Annotated in this window: 18 protein-coding genes; 7 read left to right on the top strand and 11 right to left on the bottom strand. The window is 60.0% G+C overall.

Going from position 1 to position 14,490, the window contains the following annotated elements; all coding sequences use genetic code 11:
- Positions 1 to 7 precede the first annotated feature (7 nt).
- On the bottom strand, positions 8 to 958 hold the full coding sequence (locus V7714_RS01880; protein ID WP_335387569.1) for a TIGR02452 family protein: 951 nt from the start codon (positions 956 to 958) through the stop codon (positions 8 to 10).
- A gap of 63 nt (positions 959 to 1,021) precedes the next feature.
- Between V7714_RS01880 and V7714_RS01875 the strand changes: the two genes are divergently transcribed.
- Both V7714_RS01875 and nudB read left to right on the top strand, forming a co-directional pair.
- Positions 1,022 to 1,774, top strand: a complete 753-nt coding sequence (locus V7714_RS01875) for an NUDIX hydrolase (RefSeq protein ID WP_335387568.1) — start codon at positions 1,022 to 1,024, stop codon at positions 1,772 to 1,774.
- Positions 1,775 to 1,950: 176 nt separating this feature from the next.
- Positions 1,951 to 2,433, top strand: coding sequence for a dihydroneopterin triphosphate diphosphatase (gene nudB, locus V7714_RS01870; protein WP_335387567.1), 483 nt, complete (start codon positions 1,951 to 1,953; stop codon positions 2,431 to 2,433).
- Between the two features lie 64 nt (positions 2,434 to 2,497).
- Here the strand turns inward: nudB and V7714_RS01865 are convergent, their stop codons facing one another.
- The 3 genes from V7714_RS01865 to V7714_RS01855 form a co-directional block, all read right to left on the bottom strand.
- Positions 2,498 to 2,899, bottom strand: a complete 402-nt coding sequence (locus V7714_RS01865) for a hypothetical protein (RefSeq protein ID WP_335387566.1) — start codon at positions 2,897 to 2,899, stop codon at positions 2,498 to 2,500.
- A 112-nt stretch (positions 2,900 to 3,011) separates the two neighbouring features.
- A complete protein-coding gene (locus V7714_RS01860; protein WP_335387565.1) occupies positions 3,012 to 3,515 on the bottom strand; it encodes a GNAT family N-acetyltransferase in 504 nt (167 codons plus the stop codon).
- On the bottom strand, positions 3,512 to 3,868 hold the full coding sequence (locus V7714_RS01855; RefSeq protein ID WP_335387564.1) for a hypothetical protein: 357 nt from the start codon (positions 3,866 to 3,868) through the stop codon (positions 3,512 to 3,514). The genes V7714_RS01860 and V7714_RS01855 overlap by 4 nt, the downstream gene beginning before the upstream one ends.
- Before the next feature lie 265 nt (positions 3,869 to 4,133).
- Here V7714_RS01855 and V7714_RS01850 point away from each other — a divergent pair, with 265 nt between their 5' ends.
- The 3 genes from V7714_RS01850 to clsB are packed head-to-tail and all read left to right on the top strand — an operon-like array spanning position 4,134 to position 6,330.
- Positions 4,134 to 4,928: an endonuclease/exonuclease/phosphatase family protein gene (locus V7714_RS01850; protein ID WP_335387563.1), complete on the top strand. Its 795-nt coding sequence runs from the start codon at positions 4,134 to 4,136 to the stop codon at positions 4,926 to 4,928.
- Positions 4,928 to 5,170, top strand: coding sequence for a hypothetical protein (locus V7714_RS01845; RefSeq protein ID WP_335387562.1), 243 nt, complete (start codon positions 4,928 to 4,930; stop codon positions 5,168 to 5,170). The genes V7714_RS01850 and V7714_RS01845 overlap by 1 nt, the downstream gene beginning before the upstream one ends.
- Complete coding sequence (clsB, locus tag V7714_RS01840) at positions 5,170 to 6,330, top strand: cardiolipin synthase ClsB (protein ID WP_335387560.1); 1,161 nt, start codon at positions 5,170 to 5,172, stop codon at positions 6,328 to 6,330. Before V7714_RS01845 ends, clsB begins: the two co-directional genes overlap by 1 nt.
- 21 nt (positions 6,331 to 6,351) lie before the next feature.
- Here the strand turns inward: clsB and V7714_RS01835 are convergent, their stop codons facing one another.
- The 6 genes from V7714_RS01835 to hppD form a co-directional block, all read right to left on the bottom strand.
- The gene (locus V7714_RS01835) at positions 6,352 to 7,539 is read right to left on the bottom strand and encodes an acyltransferase family protein (RefSeq protein ID WP_335387558.1); all 1,188 of its coding nucleotides are present in this window, start codon (positions 7,537 to 7,539) and stop codon (positions 6,352 to 6,354) included.
- Positions 7,540 to 7,621: 82 nt separating this feature from the next.
- The gene (gene maiA, locus V7714_RS01830) at positions 7,622 to 8,269 is read right to left on the bottom strand and encodes a maleylacetoacetate isomerase (RefSeq protein ID WP_442890288.1); all 648 of its coding nucleotides are present in this window, start codon (positions 8,267 to 8,269) and stop codon (positions 7,622 to 7,624) included.
- Between the two features lie 225 nt (positions 8,270 to 8,494).
- Complete coding sequence (locus tag V7714_RS01825) at positions 8,495 to 9,475, bottom strand: fumarylacetoacetate hydrolase family protein (RefSeq protein WP_335387554.1); 981 nt, start codon at positions 9,473 to 9,475, stop codon at positions 8,495 to 8,497.
- Between the two features lie 168 nt (positions 9,476 to 9,643).
- Positions 9,644 to 10,546, bottom strand: coding sequence for a phenylalanine 4-monooxygenase (gene phhA, locus V7714_RS01820; protein WP_335387552.1), 903 nt, complete (start codon positions 10,544 to 10,546; stop codon positions 9,644 to 9,646).
- A gap of 7 nt (positions 10,547 to 10,553) precedes the next feature.
- The gene (locus V7714_RS01815; protein WP_335387550.1) at positions 10,554 to 11,093 is read right to left on the bottom strand and encodes a VOC family protein; all 540 of its coding nucleotides are present in this window, start codon (positions 11,091 to 11,093) and stop codon (positions 10,554 to 10,556) included.
- 1 nt (position 11,094) lies between these two features.
- Positions 11,095 to 12,171, bottom strand: a complete 1,077-nt coding sequence (gene hppD, locus V7714_RS01810; RefSeq protein ID WP_290332706.1) for a 4-hydroxyphenylpyruvate dioxygenase — start codon at positions 12,169 to 12,171, stop codon at positions 11,095 to 11,097.
- A 170-nt stretch (positions 12,172 to 12,341) separates the two neighbouring features.
- On the opposite strand from hppD, the gene V7714_RS01805 reads away from it, so the two are divergent.
- Complete coding sequence (locus V7714_RS01805) at positions 12,342 to 12,824, top strand: Lrp/AsnC family transcriptional regulator (protein ID WP_284196503.1); 483 nt, start codon at positions 12,342 to 12,344, stop codon at positions 12,822 to 12,824.
- Positions 12,825 to 12,838: 14 nt separating this feature from the next.
- On the opposite strand, the gene V7714_RS01800 is transcribed toward V7714_RS01805, so the two are convergent.
- Positions 12,839 to 13,450, bottom strand: coding sequence for a GNAT family N-acetyltransferase (locus V7714_RS01800; RefSeq protein ID WP_335387549.1), 612 nt, complete (start codon positions 13,448 to 13,450; stop codon positions 12,839 to 12,841).
- Positions 13,451 to 13,547: 97 nt separating this feature from the next.
- On the opposite strand from V7714_RS01800, the gene V7714_RS01795 reads away from it, so the two are divergent.
- The gene (locus V7714_RS01795) at positions 13,548 to 14,465 is read left to right on the top strand and encodes a LysR family transcriptional regulator (protein ID WP_335387548.1); all 918 of its coding nucleotides are present in this window, start codon (positions 13,548 to 13,550) and stop codon (positions 14,463 to 14,465) included.
- The last annotated feature ends 25 nt before the right edge of the window (positions 14,466 to 14,490 follow it).

Raw genomic sequence — 14,490 nt, 5'->3', positions numbered from 1 at the left:
GCGGGAACTATGCCCTTGCAGCGACAGCACCAAATGCATCGGCGAACGCTGCAAACGTACGGCCATCGCGGCGATCCAGCACAGCAAAGCTGATCACTTCAAAGGTGTCGCAATAATCCGGATTTTCCAGCAGGTGATAGGCAAACCATTGCGCCATCGCCACCGGGTCATTGGCAAATACACCGCAGCCCCAAGCCCCAAGCACCAGCGCCTTATGTTGGTGTTGCTTGGCCAGTGCGAGAAGCAACCCTATCCGGCGCTGCATGATTAGCTCCGCCTCTGGCAAACGCCCAGGCTCATGCTGCGCAACAGCGCCCCTGTTCACTGCCGGCGCAGTCACCATCGATACCAGGCATGGCTCATCCAGGTACTGATAGTTGTCATCCCTGAAAACGGGCACGCCTGGCGAGTAGATCATGTCATCCAGATACACGCAGGATTTCATGCGCCGATTGGCTTCGTACATGCCTGACATCTGTACGATGCACGGATAAAGGCCAGACGATTTGGCCAGGTTTTCCTCTTGCGCCTCGGCACCACCAAGAAAACCGCCACCCGGATTCCGGGCCGAGGCAAAGTTCAGGCACAGCACATCTTCATGGCCTTGCGCCAGCAACTGCCGCGCTGCTGCGAGGCTAGTCTGGTTGGCAACCAGAAAGCGGGTAGCGTAGCGCTTACCAGTCTGCTGTACACCCAGTAGCGGCTGTAAATCCTCTCCACGATAATGGATGGAGCCGCGCACCGCAGCGGCGAGTGCCTGCTTGATAGAAACCGTTTGGCCCAGCCTATTCTGGTAGCTACCGCGCTCCATAAGCGCCAGGGTTTCCTGCGCGATCGATACGCGTTGCTCGCGATTGTTCATCGCCATTCCTTTTCTTGTTATTGGTCGTTTCAGTTTCCACGTTACCTCAACGGCAATGTGTGCCCGCACTATAATTAACTTAGTTGTATTAATCAACTAAGTTAGTGGAAATGACCAACCAAGGTAGAATGGATAAAGCGCAAAACCGGGAATGGCTACATGCATGCAGTCGATCAGGATGAGCAGGCGTTCTTGAGCCAGTACAACATCCATGACTATGAGGTGCCGCTTACCAGTGTGGACCTGGTGATTTTCACCGTCCGCGCAGAAACCTTGCAGGTGCTACTGGTACAACGCGGCGAGCATCCATACAGAGGATGGTGGGCCTTGCCCGGTGGATTTATCGACATCCATCGCGATCAGGATCTCGAGGCAACCGCACTACGCAAACTACAGGAAAAAACCGGTGTACTCAGCCCTTACCTGGAGCCACTGCAAGGATTCGGCAACAAGACACGCGATCCACGCGGCTGGTCGACCACGTTCGGCTACTTTGCACTGATCCCGTCAGACAAGCTCGAGCTCGTCCACGGCGCAGGAACCGAAGCAGCACAATGGTTTCCACTGTCTGCCATCCCCACCAGCCTAGCCTTTGACCATGCTGAAATCCTGGCCTGCGGAGTAAGCCGGCTGCGCAGCAAGGTCGAATACAGCTCCCTGCTGGTGCACCTGTTGCCAAGCCAGTTTACTTTGTCGGAACTACAGCGCATGCACGAGATCGTACTCGGCCGCACTTTGGACAAGAGTGCCTTCCGCAAGCGTATCAAGGACGGCGACTACCTCGAGGAAATCCCAGGGCAGCAACGCCTGGGCAGCAACCGGCCCGCGCAGCTGTATCGATGCCGGCCTGACAAATCCACGGTTTACTTCAGCCGCGCCTTGGGAGAGCGCCAGGGTAGTGGGTCAGGCTGATCAACCCCGATCCACGGCAAGTAGCACCGTGCCCATCTGGGCAAGCTCTGTCATCGTCAGCATGGCAAACTGCAAACCTGCCTTGCAGGGCAGTGTTCATTTTTAAGCTGCAGCTGTCCGTACATCCTCAACAAGCCCTAGAATAGCGCTACTTCCCACGCCCTATCCTCCGCCTCATGACCAAGCCCTACAAGCGCCCCGAATCTGTCCTGGTGGTGGTTTACACCCCTGAACTGCAATCACTCATCATTGAGCGTACCGATTACAAGGATGCATGGCAGAACGTGACGGGCAGTCTGGAGGGCGATGAGACACCTCGCCAGACCGCGATACGGGAACTGCAGGAAGAGCTAGGCATAGATGCCAGCCAGCATGAACTGCAGGATTGGGGCATTACCAATGAGTGGGAAATCTTCGAGATCTGGCGCCATCGCTATGCACCGGGTGTCACCATGAATACCGAGCATGTATTCGGCCTGCTGGTGAGCGAACGCTTTGAGCCGCAACTGGCACCGCGCGAGCATACAGGCTGGTTGTGGCGCGACTGGAACGTAGCGGCCGAGGCGGTCTTCTCACCCTCCAATGCCGATGCCCTGCGCATGCTGCCCGAGATGGCCGAGAAGTTCGGCGCCAGCATGCTTCCCCAAGGCCACGCCTAAGTCATACAAGCGCCCCCGCACCCGCATGGACTAGCGCAAAGGCCTGCCACACAGGGCGACTAACTCAAGGCGTAGCCGTTGCCTTGCAGTGCAGGCCCGCCTTGTCTTCCATGCCATTGCGCGCCAGCACCAGGCGTTTTGCTGCCGCACTGTAGCTGCTGCGCGTAGTTTCAGCCTGCTTGCGCATACCTGCGCTGCAACTGGCGTTGTTCACCACCTCACCCAGCACTTTCTCCACCTGCGTAGCCAGCCACCAGGCCTGGCTCAATTCTGCCTGCACGGTGGGGGCTGCCTGGCACAGCTGCTCCACGGTGCTGTTGGCCAGGCTCTTGAGCCGGCCCTGCACGCGCACGTCCGCATCATAGGCCGCCTGTATCTGCGGCGTGGCCCGGTCCAGCAGTTCCTTGCATTCAGCCAGCGCAGTCGCTGGCAGCAGTAACAGGGCCAGGGCGAAAATTTGCTTCATGATCTTGCCATCAAGAGTTGGAATCAGCCGAAGTATGCCGATGTCGTTCCATTACCACCATACCGTTGCACCCGGCATGGTGTACGCCCATCGCACCGCTTTACAACGCGCCCTAACCTAGGGCTGGGCTTGGCGCTGCGGGCTGCAACCCGCCCAAGCGCTCTGGCAGTCTCAGATCCGCCACTCGGACATGGAACTCAAAGCCGCGCGCATTTTCCCTCGCTACCGTAAAACCCAAGCGACGATGAAAACGTACCGATGCCACATTGGTGCGGTAGGCATGAGATACCAGGCGCTCAACACCACGCTCTGCAAACAAGGCACGGGAATCACGCAGCAACTCTCCCAGTACGGCAGGCGTGCGCCAGGCAGGATGAATATTAAGCATCAGGACAAACCAGCAAACCGATTCATGGGGCGAATAATTGGCATAAGCCACCACCCTGTCCTCGCGCCGCACCAGCACAAAGGGGTGGCCGGCCTGCTGCGATGCCGTCAGTTGAGCTATGCGTTGCGCCAAGCTGATTGTGTCGCCAGCGGCCTCGGTATGCTGGGTCAGGGTCAGCAGGTCCAGCTCGGCCAGCTCAACCAGCAGCGCCTCGCCTGACGGGCTCAATGCAGGAACTCCGGCAAGCCCCCGGCTAGGCTGGGAAGACCGAGGATCACCACGCCTCTGGCCAGCCAGGTCCACACCGGGCTACTCGTGTTCCTGGCACAGCGCCACACCACCCAGGATGCCAGCAGGCCATGCAGTACCAATAGGCAGAACCAGCCCAATGTCACCTGCTTGAACAGCACCATGTCCAGCTCATGAAACCGCTTGCTGATCAGCACCCAGGCAAAAAATCCCCCTACCGGCAGATAGAGCATGACTTTGCCCAGCACATAAAACACCCACCAGGCTGAAAACAATCGGGCTTCGCCACTCAGATGACTCAGCAAGAAACCCCGTGGATACAGTTTGGACATGATGGATATACCGGGCGCGATGCCCCGGTGCAGTGACAATAAAGCCGGATTCTAGTCGCAAGCTACCTAGCGGCACGACACACGTGCACGCCGAGCACCCATTGCACCAACTCAAGGCTCCGCGCTGGCAACAACGCAACCTGCCGTCACAGCGCAGCCCACCATGGTCTTGCCTACCCTGCGTACCGCTTTCCAGCTTGAATTATTCCGCCACCGCCACCCTGAGATGGCTATATGATTCCTTATATGGCAAACCCTCACGCGCATGGCTTTACCGCTCCGCACGGACGGCACCCAAGTGACAGAGTCAAACAAGAAAACATTGCGGATAGCAACCTACAACATCCACAAAGGCATGTCGGCCTTTAACCGTCGCCATGTCCTGCCTGCGCTCAAGCACGCCCTGGGTGGGCTGACGGCCGATCTGGTGTTTCTGCAAGAGGTGCAAGGCGAGCACCAGGCCAGGGCGCAACGCCATCACGATTGGCCTGAGCATCCCCAGCATGCCTTTCTGGCCGACGATCAATTGCACCATGTCTACGGCCCCAATGCGGCGTATCAGCATGGCCATCATGGCAACGCCCTATTGAGCCGCCATCCCATCAGCAGCTGGCACAATCACGATATCAGCCTCAACAAGTTGGAACGGCGGGGCTTGCTGCACAGCCAGGTATTGCTGCCAGGGCGCGATCTGCCTTTGCATGCGCTATGCGTACACCTTAACTTGCGTGCTACCGACCGCCGCGTGCAACTGGCCGCACTGGCCGACTATGTCGTGGCGCATATCCCCGCCGATGCACCACTGGTGGTAGCCGGCGACTTCAACGACTGGCGCCAGGAAGCCTGTGGCTTTCTGCGCGAGGCGCTGGATCTGCGCGAAGCTTTTCATAGCCTGCATGGCCGCGTGGCAGCCAGTTTTCCCGCCCGCCTGCCGCTATTGACCCTGGACCGCATCTATCTGCGCGGCCTGCATGTAGAACATGCTGAAGCCCACAGCGGCAAGAGCTGGGGTCAGTTGAGCGACCATGCCCCCCTCACCGCCACTGTCAGGTTGAACTGATGCAGGATAAACACGGCCGCCTGGCCGAAAGCCCTTTCGATTTCCTCGCCTGCAAGAACGGCAGCGTCCAGCTTCGCGCTCACGGCCGCGTGGTGAAAACCCTGTCCGGCAAGGCAGCAACCAGCTTTCAACTCAAGGCCAGCCGGCTCGAAGGCCAGGCTTTGCAGCACTTGCTCGCACGCGAAACCGGCCAGTTCAAATTCGGCAATGAACGCTCGTCCGGACAGGAAGCCCCCTACTGATGCCCTGGCAGGAGGGTAACCAGCTCACCTTGCTACGCAATGGCGAGCAGTATTTCCCCGCCTTGCTGGCGGCCATTGCGGCGGCCCGGCGCGAGGTGTTCCTGGAGAGCTATCTCTACGAACCCGACAAGATAGGCAGGCAGGTTTCTGCCAGCCTGATGCGTGCGGCCCGCAGAGGGGTACAGGTGCATCTGCTGCTGGATGGATTCGGTGCCCGTTACCTGCCCCAACGCCTGCGCCACAGCCTGCTGCAGGCAGGCGTGCGCCTGCTGTTCTTTCGGCCCGAGTCCACCCGTTTTTCACTCGATCGCCAACGGTTGCGGCGCATGCACCGCAAACTGGCCGTGGTGGATGGTCAGGTGGGCTTTATTGGTGGCATCAACATCCTGGAAGACCTGGACGGCCCTGGTCTCGCCCCCCGTTACGACTACGCCACGCGAGTAGAGGGCCCGCTGGTGGCCGAGATGCGCCACATTGCCGCCAGCCAGTGGCGCCAGACCTGCTGGTCTCAGCTCAAGCACGAATGGGCCGCCATCCCACATCTGCATCACACACCGCCGGCGACAGGCCGTATGCCCGCCAAGCTGCTGCGACGTGACAATCTGCGCCACCGCCGGGCCATCGAGGCTGCCTATCTGCAGGCCATCAAGCAGGCCCGCGAAGAGATCGTCGTGGCCAATGCCTACTTCCTGCCCGGCATTACCCTCAGGCGAGCTTTGCTGGCGGCTGCCAACCGGGGTGTACGGGTAGTCATCCTGCTGCAGGGGCGTCTGGACCACGCCCTGCTGCACTACGCCACCCGCGTACTCTACCGCCCCCTGTTGTTGGCCGGGGTGGAGATATACGAGTACACCGCAGGATTCATGCACGCCAAGGTGGCCGTGGTGGATCGAACCTGGTTGACCGTGGGCTCGTCCAATATCGACCCTTTCAGCCTGCTGACGGCCCGCGAGGCCAATATCGTCGCGTTATACGCACCCCTGGCCCATGAACTGCGGGCGGATATCCAGCGGCACATCAATGAAGCCGCTCAACCGGTGCCCGCCGAAAGCATCATGGCCGCCCCCTGGTGGCGCCGTGTACTGCCCTGGCTGGCTTACCAACTGGTGCGTGGCCTGCTGGGTTTGACGGGGTATGGCAAGCGCGAGTATCGCGAATAAGCACCTGGATTAGCGTAGCCCCTAGCCCTGAGCAGCGACCGCAGGCACCACACTGCGACCACGCACCAGCCTGCTGCGTATCCGTTGGTTCAGTGGTTCTGAGAAATACCGCGCCACCAGATGGCCCGCCAGCAGCGACAAACCCAGCGCGCCGCCATATAGCCAGGGCACCATCTGCGGCCCGCCACCCCAGGCACGGAAGGCCTCGACCAGGGCGATCACCACGAACATATGGCACAGATAGACTTCGTAGCTGCTGCGCCCCACCCAGCGCAGCCAGCTTATGCCCGGCAAGCTCGCATAGCGATACCAGGCCGGGTTGGCATGTGTGGCCATCAGCACCAGGGCAGCACCCAATGCCAGCAGCGTCATGTCCAAGCCCAAGCCGGTGAGGCCAGACTTGTACACCCAGCCACGGAAATACAGCGGCAAGGCCATGCACACCAACCCCAGTACCAGCACCCAGACCCCACGGCGCCCGGTTGGCGTCCAATGCCGGGCCAGCATGGCCAACATGCAGCCCAGGGCAATCTCTCCCATGCCCGAAAGATAACCATGGTCAGCCCAAATCTCATTGCTACCCATGCCCACGCGGGCATAGGGGCCGATGATGAGGAAGGCACACAAGATGGCCACAAGCCAGCGCGGTGAGCGCACCAACAGGCAAAGCAGCGGAAAGCCCAGATAGAACGCCTCTTCCACCGACAAGGACCACAGCACATCCCAAGCACCCGGCAGATAACCATACTGCGCTTCCAGCCAGTTCAGGTGAAAAGTGAGTGCCGAAACGATGGCGCGCCATAAAGGCGTCGTGTTTGCGGCATCATGAAAACCCGGTATCTGCCAGGCCTGCAACAAGGACTGCAGCACGATGAAACCCAGCAGGCAGGGTAGCAGCCGGGCAGCGCGAAAACCGTAAAACTGCAGCGGCTGCACTTTATCCAGACTACGCCAGCGGGCCAGCATAGCCTGCGTGATCAAGAAACCTGAAATCACGAAAAACACCATGACTGCCTGCCAGCCGCTGGAGAACAGAAAATTGTAGGCGCGCTTGGATAGCCAGGCAGCCCCTTCAAAATCCCGGAACGGAACCCGGATATTTAGGTGCATCAGCACCACGGCAATGGCAGCCCAGCCGCGCAGCACATCTATCCAGTCATTACGTAACAAGGTTACGCCAGTCGCATTCTGGCCTGGGTAGGCAGTCATCCATATCCAATCAGCGTATAGCAGGCACGGCCCCGCACCGGGCTGGGCCTGTCAGAGAAGTGGCACTACCCGTCGGGGTACCTTACTCGGCGTCAGCCTGCCTGGCAGGATGCGTCTGACTGAAAGCCGGCAGGCTGCTCAGATGCGCATCGATTGCAGCAATACGCGGGTAGCCGGCCATGTCGACCTTGAAGCGATGGGCATTGAATACCTGGGGCACCAGGCACAGATCGGCCAGCGTGACACTGTCGCCTACGCAGTAGCGCTCGCTACCCAGGCGAACCAGCTCCTGCTCCAGGGCCGCAAATCCCTGCCTTATCCAGTGGCGGTACCACTCATCTGCGGTCTCCTGGCTCTGGCCCAGCGTCCCCTTGAGATACTGCAGCACGATCAAGTTGTTGAGGGGGTGGATGTCGCAGGCGATCAGTTGCGCCAGCGAGCGTACCCGGGCGCGCGCCAGCAGGTCTGCCGGCAGCAGCGCTGGCGTTGGATAGCGCTCTTCCAGATATTCGCAGATGGCCAGCGACTGGGTCAGCACCACACCATCGTCCAGCAGGGCAGGCACCCGCCCCTGCGGGTTGAGCGCCAGATAGTCGGCACTTCGCTGCTGGCCGCCATCACGCAGCAGATGGATGGGCACGGCATCGTAGTCCAGCCCTTTGTATGCCAGGGCAATGCGCACCCGCCAAGCTGCAGAAGAACGGAAATAGGTATAGAGCTTGCGATCCATGGTCATGGTGTGTGCTTGTATTGTTGGTATCTCGGATCTGGATGTGGGGTCAGCCCCCCGCAACGTAGATAGCGTTCCCCACTCACAACGGTGAGGTCGATAGTGTATGCCATGCACCGGCCATATCACCACACGGGCAACCAGCCGCAGAAACAATCAGGGCAGGCAGGCCCGGCACGCTTGCGCACCATGCCCACCCGCCCTGATCGGTACTACCAGTCAAGCCTACTGACCCAGTACGACAGTCTGCTCGATGGCGCCAAAGATGGACTTGCCTGCCCCATCCCACATATCGATCTTGACGGTATCGCCCGCCTTGAGGAAAGGCGTCTTGGGCGCACCCTGCTCTATGGTTTCTATCATGCGGACTTCCGCCAGACAGCAGGAGCCACGGGCGCGATCCTTGTTGGAGATGGTGCCGGAGCCCACGATGGAACCCGCGCCCAGCTTGCGGGTACGGGCCAGGTGGGCAATCAGGTCGGCGTGGCTGAACGTCATTTCCTCGCCGGCATTGGGCTCGCCAAACCACTCGCCATTGAGCCACACCCGCAGCGGCAGGTGCAGGCGATTGTCCTGCCAATGGCCTTCCAGCTCATCTAGGGTCACAGCTACGGGGCTGAATGCGCTGGCCGGCTTGGACAGCACAAAGCCAAAACCCTTGGCCAACTCGTTCGGTATCAGGTTACGCAGGCTGACATCGTTGACCAGCATCACCAGCCGCACATGCCGTGCTGCTTCCTCGGCGCTGGTGCCCTTGGGCACATCATCGGTAATTACGGCCACCTCAGCCTCGAGATCGGTACCCCAGGCCTCGTCCAGGATGGAGATGGGATCACGGGCGCCCAGCATATCGTCCGAGCCACCTTGGTACATCAGCGGATCGGTATAGAACGAGGGCGGCATTTCCGCATTACGAGCCTTGCGCACCAGTTCCACATGGTTCAGGTAGGCCGAGCCATCCACCCATTGATAGGCACGCGGCAGCGGCGCCGCACACTGTGCAGGGTCGAATACCTGGGCACGGCCCTCATGGCCGCTGTTCAGCTGTTCCGATACCTTGCGCAGCTGCGGCTCGATATGCGCCCAATCATCGAGCGCCGCCTGCATGGTGGGCGCAATGTCCGGGACTGCCACATAGTGCTTGAGATCACGGCTGACCACGACGAGTCGGCCATCGCGGCCATGCTTGAGACTAGCGAGTTTCATGCTTGAGTTCCTATGTTATGGGGACGGGCAGCAACCTCAGCTTCCAGGCAAGACAGGATGCGAGCAAAAAATTTCAACGCGGCATATCGCTGATATGGCGAATATGGCGATGTACATGCTTCGCGTGCGACATCCTGTTGCGACGAGCTGAGGTTTACAGCAGCCCCCTTATGCTTTCTTCGCGCCATGATAGACGCCTGTACCCCGATGCAGCACTTCGTCGACAGGCAGTATGTCGCCCGGCTGCAGCTCTGGCTGCGACTGGATGCGCGCATATAGCGGCGCAAAGTCGATGCGGTCCAGCTCCAGCAGTTCGTCGAGGTTGTTCAGCACGAAATAGACTTCCTGGAAATCATCGATGCGGTAGTTGGTGCGCATCACCCTTTCCAGATCAAAGCGGATGCGATTGGGCGAGGCGTCATCCAGCGAGAAGATGCTCTCGGTATAGGACGAGGCGATGCCCGCACCATAGATACGCAGGCCGTCGCTCTGCTGCACCAGCCCAAACTCCACCGTATACCAATACACCCGCGCCAGATTCTTCAGCGTACCCAGCTTGTGCGCCCGCAAGCCACCCGCGCCATAGGCCTGGATGTAATCCGCGAACACCTTGTTCATCAGCATGGGCACATGGCCGAACACATCATGGAACACGTCCGGCTCTTCCAGGTAGTCCAGCTCGTGCGGCTTGCGGATAAAGTTGCCCGCCGGGAAACGCCGATTGGCCAGGTGCTCGAAGAACACATCGTCTGGCACCAAGCCAGGCACGGCAACAATCTGCCAGCCCGTCTTGCGCATCAGGGTCTCGGACAGCTTGCGAAAATCCGGTATCTCATCCGGCCCCATGGGCAGGTCACGCATGCCCTCCACATAGGCATCGCAGGCTCGCCCAGGCAGCAGCTTGGTCTGCCGCTCGTACAGCGTTTTCCAGACACCATGCTCTTCAGCGGTGTAGTTCTCCCAACCCTGGTCTATGGTCCAGTCCGGGCTGGGCGGTGCGGCATCGCCCGCCGCCAGGCCGTGCTTGACGCGTTCTTCCGGTGCAGCGGCAGAATCGATATAGGTGCTCATGATCCGCTCAATTCCGGAATTCACGCTCATGCAGGAAGGCGCCTTGCTTGGGTGCACGCTTGGTACGCGACCACTCCTCCAGCATCTCCCACTTCACCTCATCCAGGCGCTTGAGCATATTCTCCTCATCCGGGTCCGGGCAGGCCAGTTCCAGCCTGTGGCCGTTCGGATCAAAGAAGTAGATCGAATGGAAAGCACCGTGATCGGTCACCCCCAGTACATCGACCCCATTGGCTTCCAGATGGGCGCGGTACTCAAGCAAGGTCTCGCGATCCTTCACCTTGAAGGCAATATGCTGCACCCACGCCGGGGTATTGGGGTCGCGCCCCATCTCGGGCTGGGTAGGCAGCTCGAAGAATGCCAGCACATTGCCCTGGCCTGCATCCATGAAAATATGCATATAGGGGTCAGCTGCCTTGGTCGAAGGCACATGGTCCTCCGAAATCGCCAGCATGAAATCCATCTTCAGCATCTGCTGGTACCACAGCACGGTTTCCTTGGCGTCCTTGCAGCGGTACGCCACGTGATGGATGCGATCTATCTTCATGTCAGGCCTCCGCCTTCAGTACGCCACGGCGTATCTGGTCACGCTCCAGCGATTCAAACAAGGCCTTGAAGTTGCCTTCGCCAAAGCCATCGTCACCCTTGCGCTGGATGAACTCGAAGAACACCGGGCCCAGCACGGTTTCCGAGAATATCTGCAGCAGCAGACGCTTGTCGCCCTCGGTAGTGCCATCCAGCAGGATACCGCGCGTACGCAGCGCCTCAACATTCTCGCCATGGCCCGGCAGGCGCTCTTCCAGCATTTCGTAATAGGTATCGCGCGGCGCAGTCATCAATGGGATACCCGCCTCGCGCAGCAGGTCTATGCTGCGCAGCAGGTCATCGGTGAACAGGGCAATATGCTGTATGCCTTCACCGTTGAACTTCATCAGGAATTCCTCGATCTGGCCCGAACCCTTGGAGGACTCTTCGTTCAGCGGGATACGTATCATGCCGTCCGGCGCAGTCATCGCCCGCGAGGTCAGGCCGGTGTACTCACCCTTGATATCGAAGTAGCGTATCTCGCGGAAATTGAACAGGTGCTCATAGAACTCGGCCCAGAATTTCATGCGGCCGCGATACACATTGTGGGTCAGGTGATCCACCACCTTGAAGCCATGCCCCTTGGGATGGCGATCCACGCCTTCAATAAACTCGAAGTCGATATCGTAGATCGACTTGCCTTCTTCAAAGCGGTCGATCAGGTATAGCGGTGCACCACCAATACCCTTGATGGCAGGCAGCTTCAGTTCCATCGGGCCAGTGGGGATATCAATAGGTTGTGCCCCCAGCTCAAGCGCGCGGTTGTAGGCCTTGTGCGCATCCTTGACCCGGAAAGCCAGGCCGCAAGCCGATGGACCATGCTCGGCGGTGAAATAGGCAGCCACACTCCTGGGCTCGCGGTTGACGATGAAGTTGATATCGCCCTGGCGATAAAGCAGCACATCCTTGGAGCGATGGCGTGCCACCAATGTGAAGCCCATCTTCTCGAACAGCGGCTCGAGCACATTGGGTGTGGGCGACGCGAATTCCACGAACTCGAAGCCCATCAGACCCATCGGGTTTTCATAAAGATCTGCCATTGCTGCTGCCCTCTATCCAGTGTGGGAAATGGACGCACATAGCCTGCGCATCCTAGTTTGTCTGTGCCGACAGGATACGAATTCTGCCGCGCAATGTGCTAGCAAATTGGGCTCGGAAGCAGCGCAGCATTGGCATAAAATGCCAATATTGAACCAATTCGAGCAAAGAAATGATTGAGCTGGATAAAACCGACCTGAAAATCCTGTCGGTGCTGCAGCAAGAAGGGCGCCTCAGCAACCTGGAGCTGGCCGAGGCGATCAATCTTTCGCCCTCACCTACCCTCAGGCGCTTGAAACGGCTGGAACAGGAAGGCGTGATTGCACAGTATGTGGCGCTGCTAGAACCGGCCAAGATAGGCCTGGGGCTAGAAGCCTTTGTACGGGTAATGCTGGACAAACGTGAACGACAGTTCGCCGCCTTTGCCCAGGCCGTGCAAGGCTGGCCCGAGGTGGTCACCTGCCATGCCATGGCAGGTGAAATGGATTACCTGCTCAGGGTGGTTTTCGAGGACCTCGCCCACTTCTCGCGCTTTGTCATGGATACGCTGCTGCAGCACCCTGGGGTGGTGGATGTGAAATCCAGCTTTGTGCTGCAAGCCATCAAGCAGACCACCGCCCTGCCACTGGCCCACTTGGCCAGGCCGCAAGGCTAAACGGCTACGCTGGCTCAGGCAGCCAGGCGTTCAGCCATCACACGCTCAGGGCGGCCCGTCGCATGCGGTTCAGCTTCGTTGCTGGCCCGACGCTCCGCCGGTATCCGGTAAACCAGGCTGGCATCCAGCCAGGGAAAGTCGCGCAGTTCGCCGTGAGGCAGCATGCCCAGCTTCTCCAATACCCGACGGGAGCCGGTATTGCCGGGCCGAACCAGGCCACAGACTTCGGTTGCGCCCAGGGTATCGAACGCCATAGCCAACGCCATGCGGCCCAGTTCGGTCGCATAGCCCTGCCCCCATGCCGAGGGGCGGAAGCGAAAACCCAGATTGAGGCGTTGCTGCTGGCCGTATTCCCGCCAGGACAAGCCACCAAAACCCAGCACCACCTGCGGCGCATCGCGCTGGCAGATCACCCACAAGCCAAAACCATGGCGTGCCCAGTGCATCTGCCAGCGCCACAGCACATCGGCAGCCGCTTCAGGGCTAGCCAGTGGGCCGGCAGGGTTGTGCAGGCAGGTCGCCGCATCGCCGAATATCTCATACAGCGCCGCCACATCCGACGCCACCGGCGCACGCAGCAGCAGGCGTTCAGTCTCGATACGGGCAAATGACGGTTGGGTAGGCATGGCGTGTCAGACAAGGGTCTTGTGATGGCCGTATTGTCTGGCTTATCCTGCCATGCAGGAACACCACCATCACTTATAGTTCTTATAAGAAATCATTATGTCTCTATTGATCAGCGATCTCGAACTGCTGCGGGATGTCGCCGAGCGTGGCAGCTTCAGCCAGGCCGCCGCCGCCCGTGGCTGGTCGCAACCCCAGGTCAGCCAGCGCATCGCCCAGCTGGAGTCCAGCCTCGGCACCCAGCTGTTCCAACGCCATCGTCGCGGTGCAGTCGCCACCCCGGCTTGCCTGCTGTACCTCGAGTCAGTCAAGCGTGCGCTATCCGAATTGAGCCAGGGCCGACAGGCCATACAGGGCGCCGCCGTGCTGCCCGAGGCGCGCGTGGGCTGCCCTCCCTCGCTGGCTTCACTGGTTTTCAGCCCTTTGGTGGCCGCCCTGGCCGAGCAGCCAGTGGAATTGTTCTGCCACACCGATCACTCGCCCGAACTGATGGAGCGTGTACTGGCAGGCCGGCTTAAAGTGGCTTTCGTATTCAACCGCCCCACCATTACCGGCATACAGCTGGAAATGCTGGCGCGCTCCCCCATTGTCGCCATGGTGGCGGCGGACCACCCGCTGGCGCAGTCTGGCCCCCTGCCCCTGGCGGCCATTGCCGACGCCCGTATCTCGCCGCAATGGTGGGGGCAGGATGCAGAGGCACTGGTCAGGCTATTGCGCCAGCACCGCCGTGCGCCCTTGCCCCTGCATACCAATCAGCCCGCCACCACGGCTTGCGAGCTGGCACTGGAGCACGGTTTCATCGTATTTATGCCGGCCATCGCCGCATTGCGCGAATTGTCGCGCGGACAGCTCAAGGTGCTGGAACTCAGCGATCTGCCGCTGTGGGAATGGGAGGTCATGATGGCCTATCGGGCAGGCAAGCGCCCCGATGCCGCCCGCGAACTGGTATTGCAGGCGGCAAGAGCGATAGGCCATGGCTGGCGCCAGGCCTTGGCCACTCATCTGCCTGCCGCTTAGCGCAAAGGCGTTCACCCTCCGCCAT

The organism is Chitinimonas sp. JJ19, assembly GCF_036961565.1.
Lineage (GTDB): Bacteria > Pseudomonadota > Gammaproteobacteria > Burkholderiales > Chitinimonadaceae > Chitinimonas.
The sequence above is the reverse complement of the archived record's forward strand: the minus strand, read 5'-3'. Positions and strand labels throughout refer to the sequence as shown.

Bases quoted from the DNA above. Each gene is read 5' to 3' on its own strand.
- V7714_RS01875 (WP_335387568.1), top strand. From the start codon at position 1,022: ATGCATGCAGTCGATCAGGATGAGCAGGCGTTCTTGAGCCAGTACAAC.
- V7714_RS01825 (WP_335387554.1), bottom strand. From the start codon at position 9,475: ATGAAACTCGCTAGTCTCAAGCATGGCCGCGATGGCCGACTCGTCGTG.
- nudB (WP_335387567.1), top strand. From the start codon at position 1,951: ATGACCAAGCCCTACAAGCGCCCCGAATCTGTCCTGGTGGTGGTTTAC.
- V7714_RS01865 (WP_335387566.1), bottom strand. From the start codon at position 2,899: ATGAAGCAAATTTTCGCCCTGGCCCTGTTACTGCTGCCAGCGACTGCG.
- V7714_RS01795 (WP_335387548.1), top strand. From the start codon at position 13,548: ATGTCTCTATTGATCAGCGATCTCGAACTGCTGCGGGATGTCGCCGAG.
- V7714_RS01835 (WP_335387558.1), bottom strand. From the start codon at position 7,539: ATGACTGCCTACCCAGGCCAGAATGCGACTGGCGTAACCTTGTTACGT.
- phhA (WP_335387552.1), bottom strand. From the start codon at position 10,546: ATGAGCACCTATATCGATTCTGCCGCTGCACCGGAAGAACGCGTCAAG.
- V7714_RS01815 (WP_335387550.1), bottom strand. From the start codon at position 11,093: ATGAAGATAGATCGCATCCATCACGTGGCGTACCGCTGCAAGGACGCC.
- hppD (WP_290332706.1), bottom strand. From the start codon at position 12,171: ATGGCAGATCTTTATGAAAACCCGATGGGTCTGATGGGCTTCGAGTTC.
- clsB (WP_335387560.1), top strand. From the start codon at position 5,170: ATGCCCTGGCAGGAGGGTAACCAGCTCACCTTGCTACGCAATGGCGAG.
- V7714_RS01855 (WP_335387564.1), bottom strand. From the start codon at position 3,868: ATGTCCAAACTGTATCCACGGGGTTTCTTGCTGAGTCATCTGAGTGGC.
- V7714_RS01850 (WP_335387563.1), top strand. From the start codon at position 4,134: ATGGCTTTACCGCTCCGCACGGACGGCACCCAAGTGACAGAGTCAAAC.
- V7714_RS01845 (WP_335387562.1), top strand. From the start codon at position 4,928: ATGCAGGATAAACACGGCCGCCTGGCCGAAAGCCCTTTCGATTTCCTC.
- maiA (WP_442890288.1), bottom strand. From the start codon at position 8,269: ATGGATCGCAAGCTCTATACCTATTTCCGTTCTTCTGCAGCTTGGCGG.
- V7714_RS01805 (WP_284196503.1), top strand. From the start codon at position 12,342: ATGATTGAGCTGGATAAAACCGACCTGAAAATCCTGTCGGTGCTGCAG.
- V7714_RS01800 (WP_335387549.1), bottom strand. From the start codon at position 13,450: ATGCCTACCCAACCGTCATTTGCCCGTATCGAGACTGAACGCCTGCTG.